The sequence below is a fragment of the Streptomonospora sediminis genome, assembly GCF_054778995.1.
The window spans coordinates 1-24,968 of sequence record NZ_BAAGYZ010000126.1; the positions used below are offsets into that span (position 1 = coordinate 1).

Here is a 24,968-nt window from a genome sequence, read left to right on the forward strand (position 1 = left end):
CACTGATCGCCTACGACCACTGACCGGTACACACAACAACTCCCATCAACGATCTAGGCCGCCGACCGGCCGCTAGGCCAGACGCGGAGCCGACCTGTGGACGAACGCCGCCCCGCCACTCGGCCAGCGGGGATGCGCCGCCCGGCCGGTCCGCCCCAACGGCCGCAGCCGACCGCAGCCGCAGCCGCCTCGGCGGCCGGCGCAAACGCAAAGCGGGCGGCCGCGCACTGCGCCGCCGCCCGCTTGCTCCGGTGTCCGGTGTCCGCGGTGTGCGCGGTCAGCCGACCGTCCAGGTGTCGCCGCTGGACAGCAGCGCCGCGAGCTCGGCCTGGCCGCCGCGCTCGGTCTCGGCCGCGCTGAGCTGATCGTTCAGCCGGCCGTCGTAGGTGGGGCGGTCGACGTCGCGGAACACCCCGATCGGCACGTGCTCGAACGCCGGCTGGTCCATGCGCGAAAGCGCGAACGCATAACCCGGATCGGCCCGGTGCGCGTCGTGGCGCAGCAGCGCGTCCTCGCCGACCTCGGCGGTGTCGGCCAGTTCCAATTCGCCGTAGTCGCCCAGCACCACGCCCCGGTCGGTGCCCACCCGCAGCGGTTCGCCGTGTTCCATACGCAGCAGCCGGGTGTCGCGCTCGCCCGGGTCCTTCAGCGGGCCGAACGCGTCGTCGTTGAAGATCGGGCAGTTCTGGTAGATCTCCACGAACGAGGCGCCCTCGTGGTCGGCCGCCGCACGCAGCACGCTGGTGACGTGCTTGCGGTCGGAGTCGACCGTCCGCGCCACGAACCCGGCCTCGGCGCCCAGCGCCAGCGACACCGGGTTGAACGGGGTGTCCAGCGACCCCATCGGCGAGGACTTGGTGACCATGCCGGGTTCGGAGGTGGGCGAGTACTGCCCCTTGGTCAACCCGTAGATGCGGTTGTTGAACAGCAGCACGTTGATGTTGACGTTGCGCCGCAGCGCGTGGATCAGGTGGTTGCCGCCGATGGACAGGCCGTCGCCGTCACCCGTGACCACCCACACCGACAGGTCGGGCCGGCTGGCCGCCAGCCCGGTGGCGATGGCCGGCGCGCGCCCGTGGATGGAGTGCATGCCGTAGGTGCTCAGGTAGTAGGGGAACCGCGAGGAGCACCCGATACCCGAGACGATGACGATGTTCTCGCGGGGGACGCCGAGTTCGGGCAGGAAGCCCTGGAAGGCGGCGAGGATCGCGTAGTCGCCGCAGCCCGGGCACCAGCGGACCTCCTGGTCGGACTTGAAGTCCTTCATCTTGTACTCGGTGTCGGTGCGCGGGACCATCCGCAGGCTCTTGAAGCCCGCGCCCGCACCGTTTCCGTTGCCCTCAGCCACGGTCGATGACCTCCTGAACCACGCCCGCCAGCTCTTCGGCCTTGAACGGCAGGCCGCGGACCTTCGTATAGCCGATGATGTCGACCAGGTACCTGCTGCGCAGCAGCATCCCGAGTTGGCCGAGATTGATCTCGGGGACGAGCACGCGGTCGTAGGACCGCAGCACCTCGCCCAGGTTTTCCGGGAAGGGGTTGAGGTGGCGCAGGTGGGCCTGCGCGACCTTCCCGCCGGCGCGCCGCACCCGGCGCACGCCCGCTCCGATCGACCCGTAGGTACCGCCCCAACCGAGGACGAGGACCTTGGCGTCGCCGGTGGGGTCGTCGACCTCCAGCGCCGGGATGTCGCGGGCGATGCCGTCGACCTTGGCCTGGCGCGAGCGCACCATCAGGTCGTGGTTGGCGGGGCTGTAGGAGATGTTGCCGGTGCCGTCGCTCTTCTCGATGCCGCCGATGCGGTGCTCCAGCCCGGGAGTGCCCGGCACGGCCCACGGCCGCGCCAGGGACTCGGGGTCGCGCTGGTAGGGCTGGAACGTGCCGTCGGCGCCGTTGGGCTCGGCCGCGAACTCCACCGACAGGTCGGGCAGGCCGCCCACGTCGGGGATCCGCCACGGCTCGGAGCCGTTGGCGAGGTAGCCGTCGGAGAGCACGATCACCGGGGTGCGGTACTTCGCGGCGATGCGGGTGGCCTCGATCGCGATGTCGAAGCAGTCGGACGGCGACTGCGGTGCCAGCACGGGCACCGGAGATTCCCCGTTGCGCCCGAACATCGCCATCAGCAGGTCGGCCTGCTCGGTCTTGGTGGGCATGCCCGTGCTCGGGCCGGCCCGCTGCACGTCGATCACCAGCAGCGGGAGTTCGGTCATCACCGCCAGGCCCAGCGACTCGGCCTTGAGCACCATGCCCGGGCCCGAGGTGGTGGTGACCCCCAGCGAGCCGCCGAACGAGGCACCCAGCGCCGCCCCTACGCCGGCGATCTCGTCCTCGGCCTGGAAGGTGCGCACACCCATGTGTTTGTGCCGCGACAGCTCGTGCAGGATGTCGGAGGCCGGGGTGATGGGGTAAGAGCCCAGGAACAGCGGCAGGCCCGACAGCTGCGAGCCGGCGATCAGCCCGTAGGAGATCGCCAGGTTGCCGGTGATGTTGCGGTAGGTGCCGGCGGGCAGTTGGGCGGGCTTGATCTCGTAGGAGACCGCGAAGTCCTCAGTGGTCTCGCCGAAGTTCCAGCCGGCCCGGAACGCCGCCACGTTCGCCGCCAGAATCTTGGGTTTGCCGGCGAACTTCGACTTCAGGAAGCCCTCGGTGCCCTCGGTGGGCCGGTTGTACATCCACGACAGCAGCCCCAGCGCGAACATGTTCTTGGCCCGCTGGGCGTTCTTCTTGGAGATGTCGAAGTCGGCGACCGCGTTGACCGTCATCGAGGTCAGCGGAACCTGGCTGACCTTGAACTCCGCCAGCGAGCCGTCGGACAGCGGGTCGCTGTCGTAGCCGACCTTGGCCAGGCTGCGCTTGGTGAACTCGTCGGTGTTGGCGATGACCGTCGCGCCGCGCGGCAGGTCCTCGACGTTGGCCTTCAGCGCGGCGGGGTTCATGGCCACCAGGACGTTGGGCGCATCGCCCGGGGTCATGATGTCGTGGTCCGCGAAATGTAGTTGGAAGCTGGAGACACCCGGCAGAGTGCCCGCTGGCGCGCGGATCTCCGCGGGGAAGTTCGGCAGGGTCGACAGATCATTGCCGAAGGACGCTGTCTCCTGGGTGAACCTGTCTCCGGTGAGCTGCATGCCGTCGCCGGAGTCGCCTGCGAAGCGGATGATGACGCGATCGATCTGCTGGACCTGCTTGGTCACGGGGATCGCCGACCTCCTCGTTGGACCGCCGTATGGGGGCGGCGGCCCAGGTTTGCAGAGTCCGCACCACCACGTTGTGGACCGGCAGGGCCCAAGGGTGGCCGGACACGGGATTTCGAGCGGGGACCTGGCCTGGGCACCGGCGCGCTACCGCACCCGCGCCGGTTTTCGCTCTTGCCGGGAGCGATCGCCGAGGGCGGGCCGTTGGTGCGAACGGAGGCGGCGGGTACGCCGGTGGACCCTCCGAACCGCGGTGGCCGGTGCGCGGATGGGCACTGTGTCAAGGACAACAAGGCTCGCGTGCTGTGCGCACCGGGTGGTGCCGGGCGGGTCCGCCCGCAGCGAGCGGCGCACTCGCGGGTGTCGCGCAGCCGAAGAGCGAAGCCCCGTTTGCACGGCCTGGGTCCACGTTCCGCAGACCGGTGAGCGGGGCTACCGGTTCAGCGGGCGTCGAAGGGAAAGCGGCCACTCTCGCAACTATAGGCGGTCGCTCCTGCCGCCACCGAAGCAAGTGGCGGATATCACAGCAGAACCGGTTGGACCAGGGCGCATTCGCCCGCCGGGCCCCCGCCGATCGCAGAAGCGGCCGACCCTTGCCAGGCCGGTGTGCCGGCCGAAAGAGGGCCGATACTGGGTTCGCCTGGCGAAACGGGAACGCTCGGGCGCGATTCGCACGTTTGCATCGCAGAAGTGGCCTGGAGGGGGCCCCGGATTCGAGGGAGGCCGTGAGTCGTGCAGCTCAACACGATCCGCGCAGCGGCCCTGCTCGTCGGGCTCTCGGCCCTGGTCGTCGCCGTCAGCTGGACCGCCGCGGGTTCCCAGGGTCTGCAGATCGGCATCGTCGCCGTGGTGGCGCTGAACGCGATCGTCTACTTCTTCGGCGACAGCATGGCGCTGCGCGCGATGCGGGCGCGCCCGGTCAGCGAGATCGAACAGCCCGACCTCTACCGGATCGTGCGCGAGCTGGCCACCAGGGCGCGCCAGCCGATGCCGCGGCTCTACCTGTCGCCAACACCGGCGCCCAACGCCTTCGCCGCCGGCCGCAGCCCGCGCCGCGCCGCCGTGTGCTGCACCACCGGCCTGCTGCGCACGCTCAACGAACGCGAACTGCGCGGCGTCATCGCCCACGAGCTTGCGCACGTACGCAACCGCGACACCCTCGTGTGCTCGGTCGCGGGCACCATCGCCGTCGTCATCACGTCGCTGACGGCGCTGGCGCTGCTGCTGCCGCTGGGCGACTCCGAGGACGAGGACGTGCCCAGCGTGCTGGGCGCCCTGCTGTTCCTGGTGCTGGGACCGCTGGCGGCGGGTGTCATCCGGCTGGGCGTGAGCCGCTCCCGCGAGCACCGCGCCGACCAGGCGGCCGCCGAGCTCACGGGCGATCCGCTGGCGCTGGCCAGCGCACTGCGCAAGATCGATGTCGGCACCCGCACCCACCCGCTGCCGACCGAACGCCCGCTGCTGGCCGCCGGCCACCTGATGATCGCCCACCCGTTCCCGCGGCGCGGCATCAACAAGCTCTTCGCCGTCCACCCGCCGGTCCAGCAGCGCATCCAGCGCCTGCGCGGCCTCGCCAACCGCTGGGGCGCGTTCTAGCGTCCAGCGGATCCTGCGCCGCCGGCCCCGGCGGCTCGGAGCGCCGCCGGCCTACCCACCGCCCCGCCCCGGTCGGCGCCCGAATCCGAAAGGGTCCGGCGACCGCCCGCAGCCCCGGCGCCCCGGTGGCCGGGCGGCCGGCCCGGTTCCGTCAGCGGTAGTTGGTGAACTGCAGCGCGATGTCGAGGTCCTTCTCCTTCAGCAGGTTCTGCACCACCTGCAGGTCGTCCTTCTTCTTGGAGCTGACACGCAGCTCGTCGCCCTGGATCTGCGCCTTGACCCCCTTGGGGCCCTCGTCGCGGACGATCTTGGAGATCTTCTTGCCGTCCTCGGTGGAGATCCCCTCCTTGAGGCTGATGCCCAGCCGGTACTCCTTGCCCGAGGTCTTGGGCTCCTCGTCGGTGTCCAAGACCTTCAGCGAGACACCGCGCTTGATCAGCTTCTCTTTGAACACGTCGAGGGCGGCCTTGACCCGCTCCTCCGAGTTGGCGCGGACCTCCACTCCCTGCTCGCCCGACCAGGCGACGGTGGCGCCGGTGCCCTTGAAGTCGAAGCGCTGCGAGAGCTCCTTGGCGGCCTGGTTCAGCGCGTTGTCGACCTCTTGCCGGTCGAGCTTGGACACGACGTCGAAACTGGATTCAGCGGCCACGTGCGCTCACACCTTTGAAAATGCGGTTCAGGGCCGCGAGGTCCGCGGCCCGCGTTTGTCGTCGGCGCGGCCCCGCTCGTCGGCGGCGGAGCTGCGACAGGGCCCGAGCTTAGCGGGGCCCGTGCCCGCCCGCGCAGGCCCGCAGCGGTCCCGCCGCGGCCCGCGCCGACCCGCGGCAGCAAACCGATTTCGTATCCGGGCCCGATGTCCGCTATTCTCGCTGATGCGCCGCGGCGAGGAATCGCCGCCGCACCCCAGGCAGGTTGCCCGAGTGGCCAAAGGGAGCGGTCTGTAAAACCGCCGGCTCAGCCTTCGTAGGTTCGAACCCTACACCTGCCACCCAGCGCAAACGCGCCCTGACCACCGGCTTCACGGTCAGGGCGCGTTTTGCTGCCATGCGTCGGCCACTGCGGCCGCCTTGCCGGTGCGCCCCGGCCCGCCGGCCGTGCCCCACCGGTTCTACTCGGCGCCGACCTGCCGCGCCGGTGACCGGCTGCGGGACCTCGGGCCCCGGAAGGCGTGGAGCAGCAGGGCGATCCCGACGCCCAGCGCCCAGATCGTCGCGATCCCGGCAAACGGTACGACCAGCGCGAACGAGCTGCCGGGCAGCTGCAGGAACAGCGCCGCGCCGCCGATGAACCAGCCGAGGGTTGCGATGAGGCCGACCCAGGACAGCACCCGCGAATACTGGCCGCTGCGCAGCATGGCCAGGGCGTAGATCGCCAGCGCCAGGCCGAGCAGGCTCTGGGACAGGATCGAGGTGCCGCCGACGAGACCTTCGACGACGCGGATATCGGCCAGTGCGTTGGCGGCATCGCGCCCGCCGGAGGACCACTGCCGGGCGAGCACACCGCTGCTGAAACCGTCGTGGGCGTGGTTGATGGCGAAGACCGCCGCCGCGATGATCAGCAACGGCTCGGCCAGTCGCGCGACCGCCCTGCTCAGCGGATCGTGCAGGGTGCGCCCGACCGCCGGGAAGGCCATGGCCCAGCACACGGCCCCGAACACGCCGATCAGGGCGGCGGCGAACCAGGGCCGTTGGGCGATGTGGTCGAGCACCCCGGCCGGATCGCCGCGCGGGATATCCGCTCGCTGCTGGAGAAGGTTGCCGGCGATGGTCAGGGCTCCGCCTGCAAGCGCCAGGACCCCGGCCGCCACCAGCTGGAAGCGTTGGGCACCCCCGTCCTGCGCCGCTTGCCGCGGGGTGTTCTCCGACTTCTCCGACCGCTCCGACGGTTCCGGCATGGCCTCCACCACCTTCCGTGCGTGCCCCGTGCGGCCGCGAACGGCCCTTGCCGGCCAGGATCGCGCGGCCGGGACCGGTGCGCATCGGGGGCCGCGCCCTGAACCGGGGATCGGGGATATCCGGATACCGGCCCCGGCTGCCGGCTCACTGCTGGTGGCCGGGGAATGCCCGGCGGATAGGGCCGGGCCGGCCATCCCGCTCACCCGCCGACTACCCCGGCGGAGCCCTGGCTCACATTGGCGCAGCCCGGGCGGGCGGCACGGAACGGCGGGACGGGTGCCGGCTGCGGAGGCGGGCCGGGCGGTCTGCTGCAAAAGCCGGGCCGGCGGGATCGGCGGGACACTAAGGTTTGCAGTGTCTGTGTCCGCCGTTTCCGCCCGCTGTTCCGGGCGGTTCAGGGCGCCATGCCGAGCGGGTCGCGCGGTTCGGGCGCCGTCGACCGCGCAAGCGGTCCTACTTTCCACCGGGTTCCTGTCGTTGCTCTCGCACAGGGTCATTTCGTCATGCCCGGAATAGGTTCACCAGCGACGGAGCAGGGTTGCTGCGGCCACCCGGTGAGCGGGGCGTCGGCGTGTCGCCTACCGCAACGGCCGCTGCACCGCGACGACCTTGCTCCGGCGTGTCCGCGAGATCGCCGGAGATACGTCTGGAATGCCCGGGGCAAAAGCATTCAGCGCTCCGAAGTCCCCGTGTAACGGACACTCCACGCCATCCCGAAGGATCGGTAAATTTATCTCGGTCTATTTTCGTCGCATTGGAACCAATATCAAATCCGCGGAGGAATCGGACATACCGATTTCGCTGTTTTTGGCGTTGACAGAAACCATTGAGTGCATCGATGATTACTCCCGTCCACCGCGACAACGGGCGCCTCGATGCGTCTTTCTCCAGCATCTCGTATTGCTAATTCCGGGGGAATCGTGATGAAGAAGTTGACCGCTGCCGGGCTGCTCGCCGGCGCTGCGATGGGCGCTGTGCTTATGGCCGGACCCGCGCACGCCGGCGGCTCCGGCCCTTACGGAGGCGACCAGCAGTTCAACCAGAACCTGCAGGTCCTGCCGATCCAGCTGTGCAACACGAACCTTTCGGTGGTCGGCGTCACGGCGCCGATCCTGTCGCCGCAGACCACCGGCGACTGCACCAACGGCCCGCGCGGCGCCAACATCGACAAGTAGGCCGACAGGCTTCGGCCGCTTTCCGCACGTTCCACAGTCAGAAAGGAATTTCCCAATGCTACGCAAGCTGGGAATCGCCGGTGTGATCGCCGGTGCGGCCCTCGGGGCCGTTGTCGCCGCTTCTCCCGCCAGCGCGGGCGGCTACGGAGGCGACCAGCAGTACAACCAGAACCTGCAGGTCGTGCCGATCCAGGCCTGCAACACCAACGCCGCGGTCCTCGGCCTTACGGTGCCGGTCCTGTCGCCGCAGACCACCGGCGACTGCACCAACGGCCCGTCCAGCGCCAACATCGACAAGTAGGAGAACAGTAGACATGCTGCGCAAACTCGGAATCGCCGGTGCGATCGCCGGTGCGGCCCTCGCGGCCGTTGTCGCCGCTTCTCCCGCCAGCGCGGGCGGCTACGGAGGCGACCAGCAGTACAACCAGAACCTGCAGGGTGTCGCCGCCAACCTGTGCAACACCAACGTGGGTGCGGTCATCGGCGTCACGGTGCCGGTCCTGTCGCCGCAGACCACCGGCGACTGCCAGAACGGCCCCAGCAGCGTCAACGTCCAGAAGTAGGAGCCGGTCCGGCATGCTGCGCGAGCTCGCCGCGGCCGGGACGGTCGCCGGTGCGGCCCTTGGGGCGCTGCTGCTGGCAGGTCCCGCGCAGGCGCAGACCAGCGGCGGTGAGCCGCCGCCGCTGCCGCAGTTCGACCAGAATCTGCAGATCGCGCCGATCACCGTCTGCAACGCCAACGTGGCGGCACTAGCGGCGACGGTACCGGTGCTGTCGTCGCAGGTCGCGGGCGACTGCGTCAACGGTCCGACACTGGTGGACCTGGATTCCCAGGACGCTTACGACGCGATCCCCGGATACAACGGGGACCAACGCTGACCGAGCGGCGCAGCGGCACTTGAGGGCACGGTTCCTAGGGCCGGGCCCGGACGGGGCCGCACGCCGGTCGGCGCTCAGTACGACCCGGGTCCCCCGGTGCCCCGCACAGCGCGGGCGCGCCGGGGGACCGCTGTGTGCGCCGCCATTGACCGGGGCCGCCGCGGGGTAGACCCGTTACCGGAAGGCGCCGGGCAGCGGCTGCGTGCCCGCAATGCGGATCCCAGGAGGGGCCGATGCAAGCGACGGATCGGGCAGCGGGTGCCGTGCGGGGATCGGCGCTGCTGTGCCTGTTCGCCTTCTTGGGCGGATGCGGCGCAACACCGCCGGCGGGCGGGCAGCAGGCCGGCACCGCCGTGCCGGTGCAGCCGCCGTCAGCCACCGCGGGCATGCAACCGCGGCCCACGACCCCCACCGTGCCGCCCGAAACCGTCTTCGTGTTCAACACCTACGGCAACGAGCAGGGCGAGCCCGACCAGCGTCCCGGCGACCTCGTCGCATCGCCCACGACCACCTTCACCGGACTGGAGTGGGACACCTGGGGCGGCGGCCCCGCCCGGGGCACCGGCAGCGTCCAGGGCACCTGGTGCCTGCCCGACTGCCAGGAAACCCCCTACGCCGCCACCGTCGAACTCAGCGGCGCCGAACTGGTCGACGGCACGGCCTTCTACACCGACTACTCCTTCACCCTGTCCAACGATGTGCCCCCCGACATGCGCGGCCGGATGCGCGAGGTCGACAGCGGCCGGCTGGAACTGCCCTCGGGGTGGTGACCAGGTGGTGGCCCGGGCCGTCCCGCCGAGCGGGTCGACAACCTCACAACCACCGCCGCCCAAGAAATACGAATGTCCGATATTCGCAGGTCACTGCGACGGAATCGGCCCGATCGGGGCCGTGGATCCGGTTGTTCGGGCCGCGCCGGTGGCCGGGGGTCTTTAGTCTGCTGAGTTGTGGGTGTCTCAGCGGAACAAGTGCGGACGGCGGGCCTCGGCGGCAGTGCCGCCGACCCCTTGCAACGAGTGTCCGGCGGGCGCGCGCAGCCCGAGGGGCCGGTGCCCCGGCACGGCCGCGCGGCCCTGCTGCGCCTGGCGGCCTGGTTTGAGGAAGCAGACCCCGAATCCGCGCACCGGATCTGCACCGCGGCCTTCGGCGTGCACGGCGCCACGCACCTCGGAGGGCCGTGCGACGAACCCGCCGGCGCCACCCTGAGCTGGTGGGACGCACCACTGGCCAGTGTCGCCGCCGCCCGGCTGGCCAGCGCGCTGCCGGCCGGCCCCGTACGCGACCACGCCGCCCAGCGCGCCAAGCTGCGCGACGCGGCCGAATCCTCTGCGCACTGGCGCCGGTCGGCCGCCCAGGAACTGCGGCGCCTGATCGCCGAAGCCACCGGCGGCGATTCCCGCATCCGGCTCTCCAACTCCGCCATGGAAGTCCTGATGGAACTGCTCACCGCCGCGCTGAGCTCGGGCGACGCAACGCGCCACCCGGTATCGGCGGGCGACCTCGAACTCGGCATCCGCCTGCACGTCCAGCACGACGACCAGGCCGCCATCACCCTGCGCGGCTCCGGCGGCGACCTCAACCTGGAGGGGCTGCGCCTGCGGGTGACCCCGTTCGCCGTGTCCGAAGACCCCGCGAACCCGGCCGGTACGGGCCCCGGCTCCGCCGAAGGCCCCACACCCGCCTCGGGCACGGCACCGCCTGTTGCACGTGAACTCTGACCCGCAACCCGCTTGCCTGCCACCCGCTACCTGTTTACCCACTACCTTCTATCCTTCGGCTCCACGCCGCGAGCGCACCGCCCCGACCACCCGGACCGCCCCGGCCGGCCCCCGGGGCGTGCCGCCCGCGCACCCGGCCGCAAGAACCCGAGCACCGAGCAAGTGACGAACAGCGACGGAGGAGGTGGCGACGACCGTGACGTCCACTGAGGACATCGCCCTCATCGGTGAACGCCAGGCGGCCGCCCGGCGGCTGCTCGCCGACCCGATCGTCACCGACCGCACCCACCCGGAGGACTTCGCCCTCATCCGCGCCCACTCCGACTGGCTGATCCAGCGCTTCCGCCGCGTCCTGGGCTACGAGCTCACCGTCGCAGCCGATCATGCGCGCCTGGCCAAGACCGGCCTGGCGCGGTCCGCGGCGCGGCCGCTGACCCGCGCCAGCGGCGCCCGGTTCACACCGCGCACCTACAGCTACCTTGCGCTATGCCTGGCGGTGCTCGTCGAGGCGCCCTCACCCATCGCCCTCACCCGCTTGGCGGACGACGTCACCGCTGCGGCCCAGGAGGCCGGGCTCGACCTGGATCCGCGCCGGCGGATGGCCGAGCGCCGCGCCTTCGCCGCCGCCCTGCGCAAGCTCGCCGAGTGGGGCGCCATCGGCGAGCAGCAGGGACTGCTGTCCGCCTACGCCGACGATCCCGCCCAAGAGGTCCTGCTGAACGTCCACCACGAGGTGGCGCGCAGCGTCGCCGCCCACCCGCCGCACGCCGCCGCCGACTCGCGCGCCTTCGTCACCGAGCAGGACGCCACCGACCCCGCCGGCGAGGACGCCGGCGAGATCGCGCTGCGCCGCACACTCGCCGAGACCGCGGTCCTGTACCGCGCCGACCTGTCCGAACGCCAGCGCAGACGGCTGGCCGGCCACCAGTGGCGGGCGGCGTCCGAACTGGGCGGCCTGCTCGGCTGCGATACCGAGATCCGCGCCGAGGGCGTGGCACTCATCATGCCCGGCGACACCGGTGCCGAGACCGCCGCGGCCTTCCCCAGCGCCGAACCGGTCGGCCAAGCGGCGCTGCTGCTGCTGGAGCGCCTGGTGGCCCGCCTGCGCCCGGCAGCGGTACCCGAGAGCGGAGTGGCCGTGCCCGAGGACGTGCTGACCGCCGAACTCGACCGGGTACTGGCGGTCGAAGCCCGGCCCGGCCACGGGGCCCGGTCGGCGCTGCCGCACGAACCCGACCCGGCAACGCTCGCGGCCGAGGCACTGCGCCTGCTGCACGACGCCGGGCTGCTGCACCATCCCGCCCCTGCAGCCGGCGAGCGTTCGGGATGGCGGTTGCGTGCCGCCGCAGCACGGTACGGCGGCCGTCCCGCGGACGGTCCGGCCCCTCCCGCGGGCCCAGGCGGATCCGGCGGCTCCGGCCCCGGCCCGTCGCACCCCCGCACCCCGCAGGCCGCTGACGGGGCGGGCGCAGCCGGTTCCGCGGCGGCGCCGGCGGGAACCGCACGATGACCCGGTGCCTGCCTGCCCCGAGCAACCGGGGAGTGCACGCCGGGCACTCGCACCATCCGGAAGAATGGCAGGATCGCCCGCCACCGGAGACTCCGGCGGCGCGGCGCAGACGGTACAGAGCGGAGGACGGGCGATGACCGTCGCCAACGCCCACGGGCGAACGGAGCCGCCGCCCGGCGGCACCGAGCGGCCGGTCGGCGCCATCGGCGCCCAGCAGCCCCCACCGGCCCGCGAAGCGGTCCCAGACGGGGGCACCGCACCCCTGTCCGGCGACTGGGCGAGCGCGGCTCGCGGGTCCGGGGTGCCTGCCGGCGACCTGCTCGGCGGTACCGGCGGCAGCGAACCCCCGGCCCCTGCCGAGGACGCAGCCGAGACCGACCCGGCAACCGGCACCGACCCCGGCCCCGAGCCCGGGGCCGAACCCGGCGACCCGGCCGCGGAGCCGCCCGGCGCGGGCCGCTACCGCCTCAACCGGGCCGGAATCCAGAACGTCTGGCACTACGACGACCACGTCTTCGACTTCGCCGACGGCCGCCTGCTGCTGCGCGGGCGCAACGGCGCCGGCAAGTCCAAGGCGCTGGAGATGCTGCTGCCGTTCCTGCTCGACGGCGACGCCCGCCGGCTCGACACCACCGGCAGCAGCCGGACCAGCCTGCGCTGGCTGCTGCTGGAAGGCCGCGGCCGCGAATCGGCCGCACCGGCCGCCGGCGCGCCCCGCCGCGCTGCGGCGGCCCCAGAAGGCGACGACCTGCTGGGCGCGCCGTCCGCACCCGCCGCGGACGCCCTGCCCGCGGGCACCGGTTCCGGCGACGGTGATGGCGCCGCGGACGAAGCTCCGACGGCCACCCTCGGCTACCTGTGGGTGGAGTTCACCCGCGGGCCCGACAGCACCGATGCCGGCGGCACCACCGGAAACACCGGCGCCGCCGCAGACCCGGCCGCGGCGGCCGGCTTCCAGCGCATCACCCTGGGCGCCGCCGTCACCGCGTCCCCCGGCGCCGACGCGCGCAGCGTGTTCTTCATCACCGAACGCGAACCAGGCGCCGACCTGCAACTGGTCGCCGACGGCCGCCCCATGCCCATCGACCGCCTGCGCACCGAGGTCGGCCCGGACAACTGCTACGACACCCCGGTCAACTACCGCGCGCGGGTGATGCGCGAACTGTTCGGCATCGACGACCCCGTCCGCTACCGCAACCTCATCCACCTGCTGTACCGGCTGCGCCGCCCCACCATCGGCGAACGCCTGGAAGCCGGCGAGCTGGTCTCCGTGCTCGCCGAGGCACTGCCGCCCATGGACGAGACCGTCGTCGATGAGATGGCGCGCAACATCACCGACCTGGAGCAGGCGCGCTCGCGGCTCGAAGCGCTGCGCACGGCCCGCGAGCAGGTCGCCGGTTTCCTCGGCGACTACCGCGGCTATCTGCACCGCACCCTGCGCACCCAGGCCGGAACGGTACGCGAGCAGGTCGGCGCCTACCACCGCCGCGACACCGAGGTCGAGCGGCTCACCGGCGAACTCGAAGAGCTGGTCACCGCCGAAAGCGCCGTGCAGGAGGAACGCGACCGGCTGCGCCGCACCCGCGACACCGCCGCCTCCGACAGTGCGACCCTTTCCGGCGGAGGCGGCGCCCCCGCGTCGCCCTCGGACTTCGAGCAGCAGGCCCGCGATGCCGCCGTGGCCGCTTACATCCGCGCCGCCGAGGCCGCCTCGGCCGCCGCGGGCTATGCCATCACCAACGAGGAGCACGCCAAGCAGCGCATCGCTGCCGACACCGCAGCGGTCGAACGCGCGCTGGAGGGCCTCGGCCGCGTCCACGAGCAGCTCTGCGCCACCGCCCGCGACGCCGGCACCGACGCCAAGGGCCTGGGTCAGGTGCCCCACCCGGTGCCCACCACCCTCGCCCCGCGCGAAAGCGTCACCCGGGTGAACCTGGAGGGGCTGGAGCAGGCCGTCGAGCGCGAACCGGTCTCCGGGTTCGACGTGGGCGACCTGCGCCGGCGCCTTGCCGAACTGCACGACCTCTTCAGCACCGCCGACCAGGAGGCGGCCCGGCGCGAGGAGGCCGTCGCCGACCTCATCGCGCGCGCTGAGCGCCGACTGGCCGCCGAACAGCGCGAGGCCGCCCTGGCCGGCGAGGCCGAGGCGGCCGAAGCCGCCCTCGAACGGGCCCGCGAGCGCGAGCGGACCGCCGTCGAGGCGGTCCGCGCGGCCAGCGCCGACTATGCCGAGCGGGTCCGCAGCTGGAGCGCCGACCTGCGCGAGACCGCACCCGACGCCGAACTCGGCGGCCAGCTCGCCGAACTGGAGACCCTGGTAGAGCTGCCCCTGGAGGACAGCCTGCGGGTGCTCGACGCCGACATCCCCGAGCGGGTCGCCCGCCAGGCCCACGGCATCGTCGACCCGCTGCTGCGGGAGCTGCGCACCCGCCGCGACACCGCGGTGGGCGAGGAGCGCGAGCTGGCCACCGAGCTGGACGAGCTCTCCGAGCGCCGCGGCGCCGCCTCCGGCCACATCGCGCCCGAGCGGCCCGCCTGGGCCACCGCCGCGCGCGACGACTCCGCCGGTGCCCCCTTCTACCTGGCCGTCGACTTTGCCGCCGACCTCGGCCACGCCGAACGCGCCGGCCTTGAAGCGGCCCTTGAAGCCAGCGGGATGCTGTCGGGCTGGATCACCGCCGACGGTTCCCTGACCGACGGTGCCACCCGCGACCTGCTGCTGGTGCCCGGCCGCCCGATCAAGGGCCGCAGCCTGCGCGAAGCCCTCGTTCCCGCCGACCCGCCGCCCGCCGGTGTCAGCAGCGGCGCCGTATCGGCCCTGCTGGACTGCGTCGCGGTGCTGCCGCCCCTGGGCGAGCAGGATCCCGAACCCCGCCACCGGCGCGACAGCCCGCCGCCGGTCTCCAGCGCGGTCTCCCTGGACGGCCGCTGGCGGCTGGGCGCCGCCGCGGGCGCCCACAGCAAGTCCAGCGCCGAGTACATCGGCAAGGAGGCCCGCGCCGAGACCAGCGACCGCCACCTCGCCAACATCGACCGCCGCATCGCCATTGCCGAGGCGCTGCTGGCCGAGGCCGGCGAGCGCCGCGGCGACATCGAGCGGTTGCACTCCGCCCTGGTCGAGACCGACCGGTTGCTGCCCGACGCCTCCGCCGTGCTCGCCGCCTGGTCGGGCCTGGACAACGCGCGCGACTGGCTGGCCCAGGCACAGCGGGTGCACAACGCGGCCCGCGACGAGCTGGTCCAGGCCCGCGAGACCACGCTGAGCCGCCGCGCCGAGCTGGCCGACCCCGCGGCCCGCTACGGGCTGCCCACCGGCGCCGACGACCTCGCCGCCACCCGTACCGGGCTGGGGCGGCTGCGTACCGAACTGGCCGCGGCCCACCGCGACCTTGAATCCCTTGCCGTCCTGCTGGAGGACTACCGCAGCCACACCGCCGCCTGGGAGGACGCCCGCTCCGGGCGCATCCTTGCCGAGGACGCCCGCACGGCCGCCATCAGCGACATGATCACCGTGCGGCGCGAGATCGAGCTGACCGACCGGGCCCGTTCCGCCGCGCCCGAGCAGATCGCGGCGGCCGTGGACCAGGTCCGCGAGCGGATGGACGACGCCGCCGGCAGCCTGCCCGAGGCCGAGCGCGAGGCCCAGCGCGCCCGCGACGAACGTGTCGCCGCCGAGACCCGGCTGGACACCGCGGTGCTCGAACGCGCCGAACAGGCCCGCCGCGCGCTGGGCGCCGGCGACGTGCTGCGCGGGATGCTCACCCGCGACGGCGGCGAGGCCGACACCGCGCTGCTGGCCGCCGCCGGGCTGGAGTCGCTCGCCCCGCACCTGGCACCGGCCACCGACGAAGCCGATGCCGCTTCGGATGCCGGCGCCGGTGAGAACACCGACGCGGACAACGGGGCGGACACAGCCGCGGACGGTGGCGCCGGCGCGGACACGAGCGGGGACACCGGTGCCGACGACGGCCCCGCCGCGGACGATGGCGCGGCCGCGGACGCCGGCGCCGCCCCCGGCGAGGCCGACGACGACGTCCTCGCCGGCCGCGTCGAGGAGCTCGACACGCTGCTGAGCAAGCTGGAAGCCGGCCTCGGCCCCGAGTCCGAGAACGAGTTGGACGACAGCGGCATCCTGCGCCGCCGCGAAGAGCTGCACGGCCTGCTCGCCGCAGGAGACGCAGTGGGTGCCTGGACCGAGCTGACCGAGCCCGCCGGGCTCAAGCGGCTGACCGTCCACGGCGACGATGGCAGCCACGACATCACCGACTACGCGGGACACCTGGACGATGCCGTCGCCGCCGCCGAAGAAGCGGCTCTGCTGCGCGAGGAGGAGGCCTTTGAACGCCACCTGCTCGGCGAGCTGGCCGGCCACCTGCGCCAGCAGATCGAGGAGGCCCGCGCGCTCATCTCCACGATGAACGACGTGCTCGGCGACATCACCACCTCCCAGGGCCTGGGCGTGCGGCTGGACTGGCAGCTGGCCCCCGACGCCGACGAGGACATCCAGGCGGTCGTCCCGCTGCTGGCCCGCCCGCCAGAGGAGCGCACCCGGGTCGAGACCACCCGGCTGCGCGATGCGCTGCGCCGCTGCATCGAGGCGATCCGCCGCCTCGACCCCACCGCCACCGGCGGCGCCCAGCTGCGGGCGGCGCTGGACTACCGCTCCTGGTTCGCCTTTACGGTCTATGTGACCGATGCCGCACACCCCGACCGGGAGCGGCGGCTCAGCCACCGCACGGCGCTCAGCCAGGGCGAGCAACGGGTGGTGGCCTACCTGGTGCTGTTCGCCGCAGCGGCGGCGCAGTTCGGGGCGCTGGCCGCGCAGGCGCCGGCCGCGCCGCGGCTGATTCTGCTCGACGACGCGTTCGCGAAGGTGGACGAGCCCACTCACGGCCGGCTGCTGGGCCTGCTTGTGGAATTGGACCTGGACTTCGTGCTCACGTCCGAGCGCGTGTGGGGCTGCTTCGCGAGCGTGCCGAGCCTGCACATTTACGAGTGCCTGCGCGACCCGGCGGTACCCGGTATCGCCACCTTGCACTTCACCTGGGACGGCAGTAGGCGAAGGCTCGTGGGGGTGTGACCGATCCCATCCGGGTCCCGCCGGGCACGGCCCGGTTCGATCGGTGACCGGGTGGTCCCGCCGGGGGGCGGCCACCCGGCGTTCGGGCGACCCGGCCACCCGGTCCGGGCGCGGCACGGGAGGGCATCGGACCCGTGCGCACCGCGCGGGCACGGCCCGCCCCTGCCGGTATCAGGGCCGGTGACAGGTCCGGCGGTGGAGCAGGTGCCGGGGCGGGCGGCGCCCGTGCGGCGGCGGGGCCGGCCGCCGCACCCGCCCCCGATTCCGGGCCGCACTAACTGCTTTGACCCGTCCTGTCCTAGTCTGCTGTGCGAGGCCAACAATTGAGCGGGTGTGGTGAGGACAGTGACGACGGGTCCTGCGACCTCCTCCGGTGCTGCGCCGCGCCGGTATGACAGCAGTGCGGTGGCCGCGCGTTCGCTCCTGGACCGCCTGGCCGACTCCGGCCTGGAGCCCGCCGCGCGCCGGTGGGTATTGGCGGCGCTGCAGGGCGACGACGCAGTGGCGGCGTGCGGCCGCGGCGAAGAGGTGCCCGAGCCGCCGCCCGAGCCCGGCGAGGCCGAGGCGGCGGGCGCACGCGGGCAGGCCCGCCGCAGCTTCCTGCGCCGCATCGAGGTGCAGGGCTTCCGCGGCATCGGCCAACCCAGCTCGCTGGAGTTCGCTCCCGGGCCGGGCCTGACCGTCATCGTGGGCCGCAACGGATCGGGCAAGTCCAGCTTTGCCGAAGCCGCCGAGGCGGCGCTGACAGGCCGCAACCTGCGCTGGGACGCGATGCCCGCCGGCTGGCGCGACGGCTGGCGCAACCTGCACTTCGACGACCGCACCGAGATCACCGTCGAACTCCAGTTGGCCGGCGACTCCGGGCCCACCCGCGTGACACGCACCTGGACGGGCGAGAGCGTGCGCTCGGCGCGCGGCGAGGTGGTTTCGCCCGACGGCGCCGTAGCGCCGCTGCGCAACCTGGGGTGGGATCCCGAACTGGCGCGGTACCGCCCGTTCCTGTCCTACGACGAGCTCGGCAAGGCGGTCACCGGGCGCGCCGCCGAGCTTTACGACACGATCACGGCGCTGCTGGGACTGACCGATCTGACCGAGGCCGAACGGCGCCTGGCCAAGGCCTGCGACCGCCTCGCCAAGCAGCGCGAGCGGCCCGGTCAGGAACACGGCGATCTCGTGCAGCGGCTGCGGGCCAGCAGCGACCGGCGCGCGGCAAAGGCCGCGAGCCTGCTCGGCGCCGAGCAGCTCGACCTGGACCGGCTGGCCTCCATCGCCGCCGACGACGGACCGGCCGACCCCGCACAGCAGGTCGTCCTGCGCCGCCTGCGCCGTCTGTCGGTGCCCGAACGCGCCCTGCTCACCGACGTGGTCAACGAGCTGCGCGGATCGGCGATGGAGCTGGCGATGCAGGCCGGCACCAAGGGCGACCGGGCCCGCGGCGTCGTCGACCTGCTGCGCCGCGCCCTGGAGCACCACGAGCGCCACCCCGCCGAAACCGACTGCCCCACCTGCGGCGCCGGCGGTTCCTTCGGCACCGACTGGGAGCAACGCGCCCGCGCCGAAATCAGGTCGCTGGAGCCGGTGGCGGCGGGTGCCGCATCGGCCTATGAGCGCGCCGATGCGGCCCGCGACCAGGCCCGCTTCCTGATGGCCCCGATGCCCTCGTGGCTGCCGCCTGACAGCGAATTGGGGCGCGTGTGGGCCGAGTGGGAGGCCGGTGCGCAGATCACCGACCTGGGTCAGCTGGCCGAGCACATCGAGACGGTGGGGCGCCGGCTGCGCTCGACCGCGATCGCGGCGCGCAAGGCCGCCGGCGAGAAACTGGACGACCCCACCGACGGCTGGGCCGAGCTGGCCGACCGGCTGGGGACCTGGATCGAGGACGCCCGGGCCGCGGTGAGCGCGGGCGAGACCCTGGGCCCGGCCGAGCGGGCACTGGAGTGGTTCGCCTCGATCGCCCGCGAGATCCGCGCCGAGCGGCTGCGTCCGCTGGCCTACCACGCCGAGCAGGTCTGGCACCGGCTGCGCCAGGAGCGCCGCATCGACCTGGAGGCGCTGCGCCTGGTCGGCCGCGGCGCACGGCGCCGGGTGGCCGTTGACGTGGCCGTCGACGGCAGCACGAACGAGGGCAACGCGCCCGGCCTGCTCAGCCAGGGGGAGTTCCAGGCGCTGGCGCTGTCGATCTGCCTGCCGCGGACCATGGTGCCCGACAACCCGTTCGGGTTCCTGCTGCTGGACGACCCCGTGCAGGCGATGGACACCGAGACCGTCGAAGGGCTCGCCTCCGTCCTCGCGGAGGTCGGGCGGCACCGCCAACTGGTGGTGTTCACCCACGACACCCGGCTGCCCGACGCGCTGCACCGGCTGGGGCTGCCCGCGGAGGTCCGCGGTATCCAGCGCGATTCGATGTCCAACGTCTGGGTCGCGGAGTCCGGCCGGACCGGTGGTGAGGCCCCCGCCGCGGCCGCTCACGCGGGCGCGGCGCAGGCGGCCGCAGCGTGGGGCCCGCCGCCGGGCCCGCCGCCCCAGCAGCCTCCGTGGCGCGGCAGCGGCCCCGGTCCCGATCCGGGCCCGTTCTACGGGCTGGAATGACCGGGCCCGTGCGTGCGTTGCAGCCGGTTAAGCAGGGTTGAAAACGCAGGTGGCGGGGCGTGTTCCGGCCGCAGTCGGCTGCTCGGCCGCAACCGATTTGGCAGAGCACCCCCGGACCCCTGTATAGTCATCACCAACGCGAGCGGCGGAAACCCGGAACCCCGGGGCGAAACCCGCAGACGTGCCCCTTTAGCTCAGTCGGCAGAGCGTCTCCATGGTAAGGAGAAGGTCTACGGTTCGATTCCGTAAAGGGGCTCCACCACTTGATCGAGGTTGCGAACCACTCAGGTGGCCTGGGCCGGGGAAACCTCGTTTCCCCGGTCTGTCCGGGTTCGGGTACTCTTGAAGAGTTCCCGGCCACCCGGGTTCACGGCGGAGTAGCTCAGTTGGCAGAGCAAACGGCTCATAATCGTTGTGTCGTCGGTTCGAGTCCGGCCTCCGCTACTGCCTTCGTAGCCCCTGTTCTGTGCAGGTGGCCGCGCGGGTCCTGAAGTTGTGTCCACCGTCTCCAGCGAGAAAGGCACTCCGTCGTGGCTGTCACTGACGTCAGGCCGAAGATCACCCTGGCCTGCCAGGAGTGCAAACACCGTAACTACATCACGCGCAAGAACCGTCGGAACAACCCCGACCGTCTCTCGCTGAAAAAGTTCTGCCCGAACTGCCGTACACACCGCGACCACCGCGAGACCCGCTAGTCGGCAGTGCTGCCCCGGGCGCCCCGGCAATCCCGTAGCGGGTGGCGGCCGCCCCGCAGAGGTACGAGGACACAAGCCCAGCGAGCACCCGCTCGCTGGGCTATTAGTGTGTCGCCCGATCGCCGCGCGGCCGGTGCCGGCCGTTGAAGCGGCGGGTGCGCCGGGTCGCGACCCGGCGGTTCGCCCAGAGCACAGTGAGAGAGAACCGATGGGGATCAACCGCGAATACCTGGGCCGGGAGTACCGGTCCCCGCAGCCCTACGAGGTGACGCGGGGCAAGATCCGGGAGTTCGCCGAAGCGATCGGCGACTCCGCCGCCGTCTACATCGACACCGCCACCGCGCGCGCCGCCGGCTACGACGACGTCATCGCCCCGCCGACCTTCCCGGTCATCATGGGCATGGAGGGGATGTCGCAGGCGGTCGTCGACCCCGAGCTGCGGCTGGACTTCTCCATGGTGGTCCACGGCGACCAGAGCTTCTCCTACCAGCGTCCCCTCCAGGCCGGCGACGTCATCGAGACCGTCACCCGCATCGCCGACATCGCCGCCCTGGGCGGCAACGAGCGGCTGACCCTGGAGAGCGAGATGCGCACCGTCGAGGGCGAGCATGTCCTCACCGCGATGAACATGCTCGTGGTCCGCGGCGGCGCCGATGCCCCGCAGAACGCGCAAGGGCAGGAGGGCACCGCATGACCGCCACCGTCCGCTACAGCGATGTCGAAGCCGGCACCGAACTGCCCGAGCGGGTCTTCCCGGTCCGCCGCATCGACCTCATCCGCTACGCAGGTGCCTCGGGCGACTTCAACCCGATCCACTGGAACGAGCGCACCGCCCAAGCCGTCGGGCTGCCCGACGTGATCGCGCACGGCATGTTCACCATGGCCCAGGCCGGGCGCCTGGTCACCGACTGGGCCGGCGACCCCGGCGCGCTCGTCGACTACAAGGTGCGCTTCTCGGCTCCGGTCGTCGTCCCCGATGACGACAAGGGCGCCGAGATCACCGTCAGCGGGGTCGTAAAGGAGAAACTCGACGGCAACCTGGTGCGGATCGCCCTGACCGCCCGCTCCAGCGGCGCCAAGGTGCTGGCGCGCCCGACCGCTGTCGTCCGCCTCGCCTGAATCCGGCGGTCCCCGGCACGGTCGGGGGCCCGCACACCCGTCCAGCCAGAGGTTGCCCGTGTCCCGTCCCGATCGCGAACCCGAACCCGCTGCCGAAGCCCCGGCGGCCGGCGTGCGCATGGCCGGCTACACCACACTCGGGCTGGGCGGCCCGGCATCGCGCTTCCGCACCGCGGCCGGCACCGAGGAGCTGATCGCCGCGGTCGCCGAGACCGACGCGGCCGGCGACCCGCTGCTCGTGCTGGGCGGCGGCAGCAACCTGGTGGTCTCCGACGACGGATTCCCGGGAACCGTCGTGCACGCCGACTCCCGCGAGCTCTCCTTCCACGAGATGGGCGGCGACCGTGTCCGGATCCGGGCCGGGGCCGGAGTGCTGTGGGACCCGCTGGTCGAACGGGCCGTCGCCGAAGGGCTCAGCGGCGCCGAGTTCCTCTCCGGAATCCCCGGCCGTGTCGGGTCCACGCCGATCCAGAACGTGGGCGCCTACGGCCAGGAGGTCAGCGAGACCATCGTCGAGGTGCTGGTCTACGACCGGCGCACCGGTCGGCGGCGCACCATGGACAACGCCGAGTGCGGCTTCGGCTACCGCGACAGCGTCTTCAAGGGCGGCGACCGCTACGTGGTCTGCGAGGTCGTCTTCGAACTGGAGCGCTCGCAGCAGAGCCGGCCGATCCGCTACGCCGAGGTCGCCCGCGCGCTGGACACCGAGGCCGGAGCCGGTGTGCCGCTGGCGCGTGCGCGCGAGACCGTGCTGGAGTTGCGGCGCGGCAAGGGCATGGTGCTCGACCCGGCCGATCCCGACACCCGCAGCGCTGGCTCGTTCTTCACCAACCCGGTCCTGGATCCGCCCGAATACGCGGAGTTCACCCGCCGGGCGGCCGACTTCCTCGGCGACGGTGTCCAACCGCCCGCGCATTTCGACACCGAAGGCCGGGCCAAGCTGTCGGCGGCCTGGCTCATCGACCGCGCCGGGTTCGCCCGCGGCTACGGCGCAGCCGCCCGCATCTCCACCAAGCACACCCTCGCCCTGACCAACCCCGGCGGCGCGACCACCGAGGATCTGCTGGCACTGGCCCGCGAGGTCCGCGCAGGAGTCGCCAAGGCGTTCGGCGTGACCCTGGTCAACGAACCGGTCCTGGTGGGCGTGGCGCTGTAGCTGAGGCGACCGGTCCCGCTACCGGCACCGGAGCCCGCCGAACCCGGCGGCCGTCGACCGCCGGTTGCGTCCTCAGGCCCTCAGTCGGCAGACCCGCGGCAAGGCGGACTCGCTGGTCCGGGCCGTCCCGTTGCGGCCTGCCGGCAGACCCGCGCCCGGAACGGGTGTCCCAAACCCGCCGATCCCTCTTCTCCGCAACGCCTCGGGAACCTTTTGTTTTCGGCTGGCCAAACATTTTTATTGGCCATTCTTTCCCGCTCTAATCGGGTGGCCCATGAATTGCGAAAAAATTCTCCGATGCTACTGTGGAAACAGTCGAAGGGGAGTAGTCCTCAATTTACGCGGTCGACATACTGGCGGCTACCGCGGGCGGCGTCCGAGACCGCCTGGTACTTCCGCCCGGCCGCGTGGGCCTGCGCAGAGACGAGGCGGACGAGACCTTCGGTCCGGCAGCAGTGCTGCCGGGCTGGAGCGTCGGTCCGCGCCCCAGTCCGGCGCGGACCACGGAGGATGCATGGAATTCCTAACCGCGATCGCGGTCAGTACCGGTGTGGTATTCGTCGCCGAAATGGGCGATAAAACCCAGCTGGTCGCGATGTCGCTGGCCTCGCGCTACCGCGCGCTGACCGTACTTCTGGGAATCACCGTGGCGACCGTGCTCGTGCACGGCGTCAGCGTGCTCATCGCCGAAGTGCTGGGGCTCGCCCTGCCCACCGACTGGATCACCCTTATCGCCGGAATCGCGTTCGTCGGCTTCGGCGTCTGGACACTCATCGGCGACGAACTCACGGACAAGGACGAAGAGCGCGCGGCATCGCGGCGGGCCCGCTCCGCGCTCATCACCGTCGCGGTCGTGTTCTTCGTCGCAGAACTCGGCGACAAGACGATGCTCGCGACCATCACGGTCGGCGCCCAGCACGACTGGTTCCCGGTGTGGATCGGTTCCACCGCGGGCATGGTCGCCGCCGATGCCCTCGCCATCGCCCTGGCGATGGTCCTCGGGAAGAAGCTGCCCGAACGCGCAGTCCAGATCGGCGCCGCCCTGCTGTTCTTCCTGGCCGGCGGCGCGATGCTGGTCCAGGGCGTGCTCGCCGTCGCGGGCTGATCCCGCAGGCGCCGCCCGCCCATTCCGCCGCCGGTATCCGCGGCAGCCGGCACCCCCGCTGCCGGCGCGGCCAACACCGCCCTGTGCTTCACCCGCCTTATCCGCCGCACGCCACCGCACCGGGGCGCGCACGGTCCGGCAGCGGACTCACTGCGCCCCGGGCGGCGCCGCCAGCCAGGAGTCGACCCCCGCAAGCAGCTCTTTCTTCAGCGCGTCGGGCGCGGCGGACCCGCGGATCGACATCCGCGCGAGTTCGGCCAGCTCCGGATCGCTGAACCCGAACTCCTCGCGGGCGATGCGGTACTGCTCGACCAGGCGCGGCCCGAACAACAGCGGGTCGTCGGTGCCCAGCGCGATCGGGGCTCCGGCGGCGAACAGGCGGCGCAGCGGCACGTGGGCGACCTCGTCGAACACGCCCAGAGCCACATTGGAGCTGGGGCAGACCTCCAGGGTGACGCCCTGTGTGGCGATGTACTCCAGCAGGTAGGGGTCCTCGGTGGCGCGCACCCCGTGGCCGATCCGGTCGGCGGCCAGGTCGTCCAGGCACTCCCGCACGCTGCGGGGGCCCTGCAGCTCGCCGCCGTGCGGCGCCGAGAGCAGCCCGGCCCGCCGCGCGATGCGGAAGGCGCCCTCGAAGTCCAGCGCCCGCCCGCGGCGCTCGTCGTTGTTCAACCCGAACGAGACCACCCCGCGCCCCGCGTACTGGGCGGCCAGCCGGGCGAGCGCCTTGGCGTCGAGCGGATGCTTGGTGCGGTTGGCGGCGACCATGATCCCGATGCCGACACCGCTCTCGCGCTCGGCGGCGCGCGCGGCGTCCAAGATCAGTTCCAGCGTGGAGGTCAGCCCGTCGAACCGGGCGGCGTAGCCGCTGGGGTCGACCTGGATCTCCAGCCACCCCGATCCGGCCGCACGCTCTTCCTCGGCGGTCTCGCTGAGCAGCCGGTACATGGTCTCGGGGGTCCGCAGCACCGAGCGCGCTATGTCGTAGAGCCGCTGGAACCGGAACCACCCGCGTTCGTCAATGGCCCGCAGTTTGGGCGGCCATTCCGTCGCCAGCGCCTGCGGCAGTTGCACGCCGTGGCGTTCGGCGAGGTCGACCAGGGTGGGATGCCGCATCGACCCGGTGAAGTGCAGGTGCAGGTGGGCCTTTGGCAGTCGGGAGATCGGACGTTCCATGTCCCAAGGGTGCCTTAACCGCGGCGGCAGTGCCCGGAATCCCCTCGAATCCGGCACCGCCGCCGCGGCGGCGGTGCCGGCTGC

20 protein-coding genes and 3 tRNA genes are annotated in these 24,968 nt (G+C 72.4%); 18 read left to right on the forward strand and 5 right to left on the reverse strand.

The features are described from left to right. Nucleotides 1-277: 277 nt before the first annotated feature. Both ACYVD5_RS24630 and ACYVD5_RS24635 read right to left on the reverse strand, forming a co-directional pair. Nucleotides 278-1,297 (reverse strand): 2-oxoacid:ferredoxin oxidoreductase subunit beta, encoded by a 1,020-nt coding sequence (locus ACYVD5_RS24630; RefSeq protein WP_461003612.1) that lies wholly within the window; start codon nt 1,295-1,297, stop codon nt 278-280. A 43-nt stretch (nt 1,298-1,340) separates the two neighbouring features. Further along, nucleotides 1,341-3,191 carry a 2-oxoacid:acceptor oxidoreductase subunit alpha gene (locus ACYVD5_RS24635; protein ID WP_461003522.1) on the reverse strand — a complete coding sequence of 617 codons (1,851 nt, stop codon included), beginning with the start codon at nt 3,189-3,191 and terminating at the stop codon, nt 1,341-1,343. A gap of 732 nt (nt 3,192-3,923) precedes the next feature. Between ACYVD5_RS24635 and ACYVD5_RS24640 the strand changes: the two genes are divergently transcribed. Next, the gene (locus tag ACYVD5_RS24640) at nt 3,924-4,787 is read left to right on the forward strand and encodes a M48 family metalloprotease (protein WP_461003523.1); all 864 of its coding nucleotides are present in this window, start codon (nt 3,924-3,926) and stop codon (nt 4,785-4,787) included. Between the two features lie 151 nt (nt 4,788-4,938). Here ACYVD5_RS24640 and ACYVD5_RS24645 read toward each other — a convergent pair whose 3' ends face one another. Beyond that, the gene (locus tag ACYVD5_RS24645) at nt 4,939-5,436 is read right to left on the reverse strand and encodes a YajQ family cyclic di-GMP-binding protein (protein WP_461003524.1); all 498 of its coding nucleotides are present in this window, start codon (nt 5,434-5,436) and stop codon (nt 4,939-4,941) included. 257 nt (nt 5,437-5,693) lie between these two features. Here ACYVD5_RS24645 and ACYVD5_RS24650 point away from each other — a divergent pair. Then, a tRNA-Tyr gene (locus ACYVD5_RS24650) sits at nt 5,694-5,775 on the forward strand. 120 nt (nt 5,776-5,895) lie between these two features. Here ACYVD5_RS24650 and ACYVD5_RS24655 read toward each other — a convergent pair. Beyond that, nucleotides 5,896-6,681, reverse strand: a complete 786-nt coding sequence (locus tag ACYVD5_RS24655; RefSeq protein WP_461003525.1) for a DUF4386 family protein — start codon at nt 6,679-6,681, stop codon at nt 5,896-5,898. Between the two features lie 921 nt (nt 6,682-7,602). On the opposite strand from ACYVD5_RS24655, the gene ACYVD5_RS24660 reads away from it, so the two are divergent. From ACYVD5_RS24660 to ACYVD5_RS24735, 16 genes are all read left to right on the forward strand, one after another. Then, complete coding sequence (locus ACYVD5_RS24660; protein ID WP_461003526.1) at nt 7,603-7,857, forward strand: hypothetical protein; 255 nt, start codon at nt 7,603-7,605, stop codon at nt 7,855-7,857. A 55-nt stretch (nt 7,858-7,912) separates the two neighbouring features. After that, a complete protein-coding gene (locus tag ACYVD5_RS24665) occupies nt 7,913-8,158 on the forward strand; it encodes a hypothetical protein (RefSeq protein ID WP_461003527.1) in 246 nt (81 codons plus the stop codon). Between the two features lie 13 nt (nt 8,159-8,171). Then, a complete protein-coding gene (locus tag ACYVD5_RS24670) occupies nt 8,172-8,420 on the forward strand; it encodes a hypothetical protein (RefSeq protein WP_461003528.1) in 249 nt (82 codons plus the stop codon). A 13-nt stretch (nt 8,421-8,433) separates the two neighbouring features. After that, the gene (locus ACYVD5_RS24675; RefSeq protein WP_461003529.1) at nt 8,434-8,736 is read left to right on the forward strand and encodes a hypothetical protein; all 303 of its coding nucleotides are present in this window, start codon (nt 8,434-8,436) and stop codon (nt 8,734-8,736) included. A gap of 233 nt (nt 8,737-8,969) precedes the next feature. Beyond that, nucleotides 8,970-9,506, forward strand: coding sequence for a hypothetical protein (locus ACYVD5_RS24680; protein WP_461003530.1), 537 nt, complete (start codon nt 8,970-8,972; stop codon nt 9,504-9,506). Nucleotides 9,507-9,683: 177 nt separating this feature from the next. Further along, complete coding sequence (locus tag ACYVD5_RS24685; RefSeq protein WP_461003531.1) at nt 9,684-10,454, forward strand: DUF2397 family protein; 771 nt, start codon at nt 9,684-9,686, stop codon at nt 10,452-10,454. Nucleotides 10,455-10,650: 196 nt separating this feature from the next. Beyond that, complete coding sequence (locus tag ACYVD5_RS24690; RefSeq protein WP_461003532.1) at nt 10,651-11,964, forward strand: TIGR02678 family protein; 1,314 nt, start codon at nt 10,651-10,653, stop codon at nt 11,962-11,964. 64 nt (nt 11,965-12,028) lie between these two features. Further along, nucleotides 12,029-17,044 (forward strand): SbcC/MukB-like Walker B domain-containing protein, encoded by a 5,016-nt coding sequence (locus ACYVD5_RS24695; RefSeq protein WP_461003533.1) that lies wholly within the window; start codon nt 12,029-12,031, stop codon nt 17,042-17,044. Between the two features lie 336 nt (nt 17,045-17,380). Further along, nucleotides 17,381-19,633, forward strand: a complete 2,253-nt coding sequence (locus tag ACYVD5_RS24700) for an AAA family ATPase (RefSeq protein ID WP_461003534.1) — start codon at nt 17,381-17,383, stop codon at nt 19,631-19,633. Nucleotides 19,634-19,816: 183 nt separating this feature from the next. Then, nucleotides 19,817-19,892 (forward strand) — tRNA-Thr (locus ACYVD5_RS24705). A gap of 112 nt (nt 19,893-20,004) precedes the next feature. Further along, nucleotides 20,005-20,077 (forward strand) — tRNA-Met (locus ACYVD5_RS24710). Between the two features lie 86 nt (nt 20,078-20,163). Next, a complete protein-coding gene (gene rpmG / locus ACYVD5_RS24715) occupies nt 20,164-20,328 on the forward strand; it encodes a 50S ribosomal protein L33 (protein ID WP_461003535.1) in 165 nt (54 codons plus the stop codon). 208 nt (nt 20,329-20,536) lie between these two features. Beyond that, nucleotides 20,537-21,022 (forward strand): MaoC family dehydratase N-terminal domain-containing protein, encoded by a 486-nt coding sequence (locus ACYVD5_RS24720; protein ID WP_461003536.1) that lies wholly within the window; start codon nt 20,537-20,539, stop codon nt 21,020-21,022. Further along, nucleotides 21,019-21,447 carry a MaoC family dehydratase gene (locus ACYVD5_RS24725; RefSeq protein ID WP_461003537.1) on the forward strand — a complete coding sequence of 143 codons (429 nt, stop codon included), beginning with the start codon at nt 21,019-21,021 and terminating at the stop codon, nt 21,445-21,447. Before ACYVD5_RS24720 ends, ACYVD5_RS24725 begins: the two co-directional genes overlap by 4 nt. A 58-nt stretch (nt 21,448-21,505) precedes the next feature. Next, nucleotides 21,506-22,603 carry a UDP-N-acetylmuramate dehydrogenase gene (locus tag ACYVD5_RS24730; protein WP_461003538.1) on the forward strand — a complete coding sequence of 366 codons (1,098 nt, stop codon included), beginning with the start codon at nt 21,506-21,508 and terminating at the stop codon, nt 22,601-22,603. Between the two features lie 514 nt (nt 22,604-23,117). Next, complete coding sequence (locus ACYVD5_RS24735; RefSeq protein ID WP_461003539.1) at nt 23,118-23,708, forward strand: TMEM165/GDT1 family protein; 591 nt, start codon at nt 23,118-23,120, stop codon at nt 23,706-23,708. 147 nt (nt 23,709-23,855) lie between these two features. Here ACYVD5_RS24735 and ACYVD5_RS24740 read toward each other — a convergent pair whose 3' ends face one another. Beyond that, complete coding sequence (locus tag ACYVD5_RS24740; protein WP_461003540.1) at nt 23,856-24,884, reverse strand: adenosine deaminase; 1,029 nt, start codon at nt 24,882-24,884, stop codon at nt 23,856-23,858. Nucleotides 24,885-24,968 lie beyond the last annotated feature (84 nt).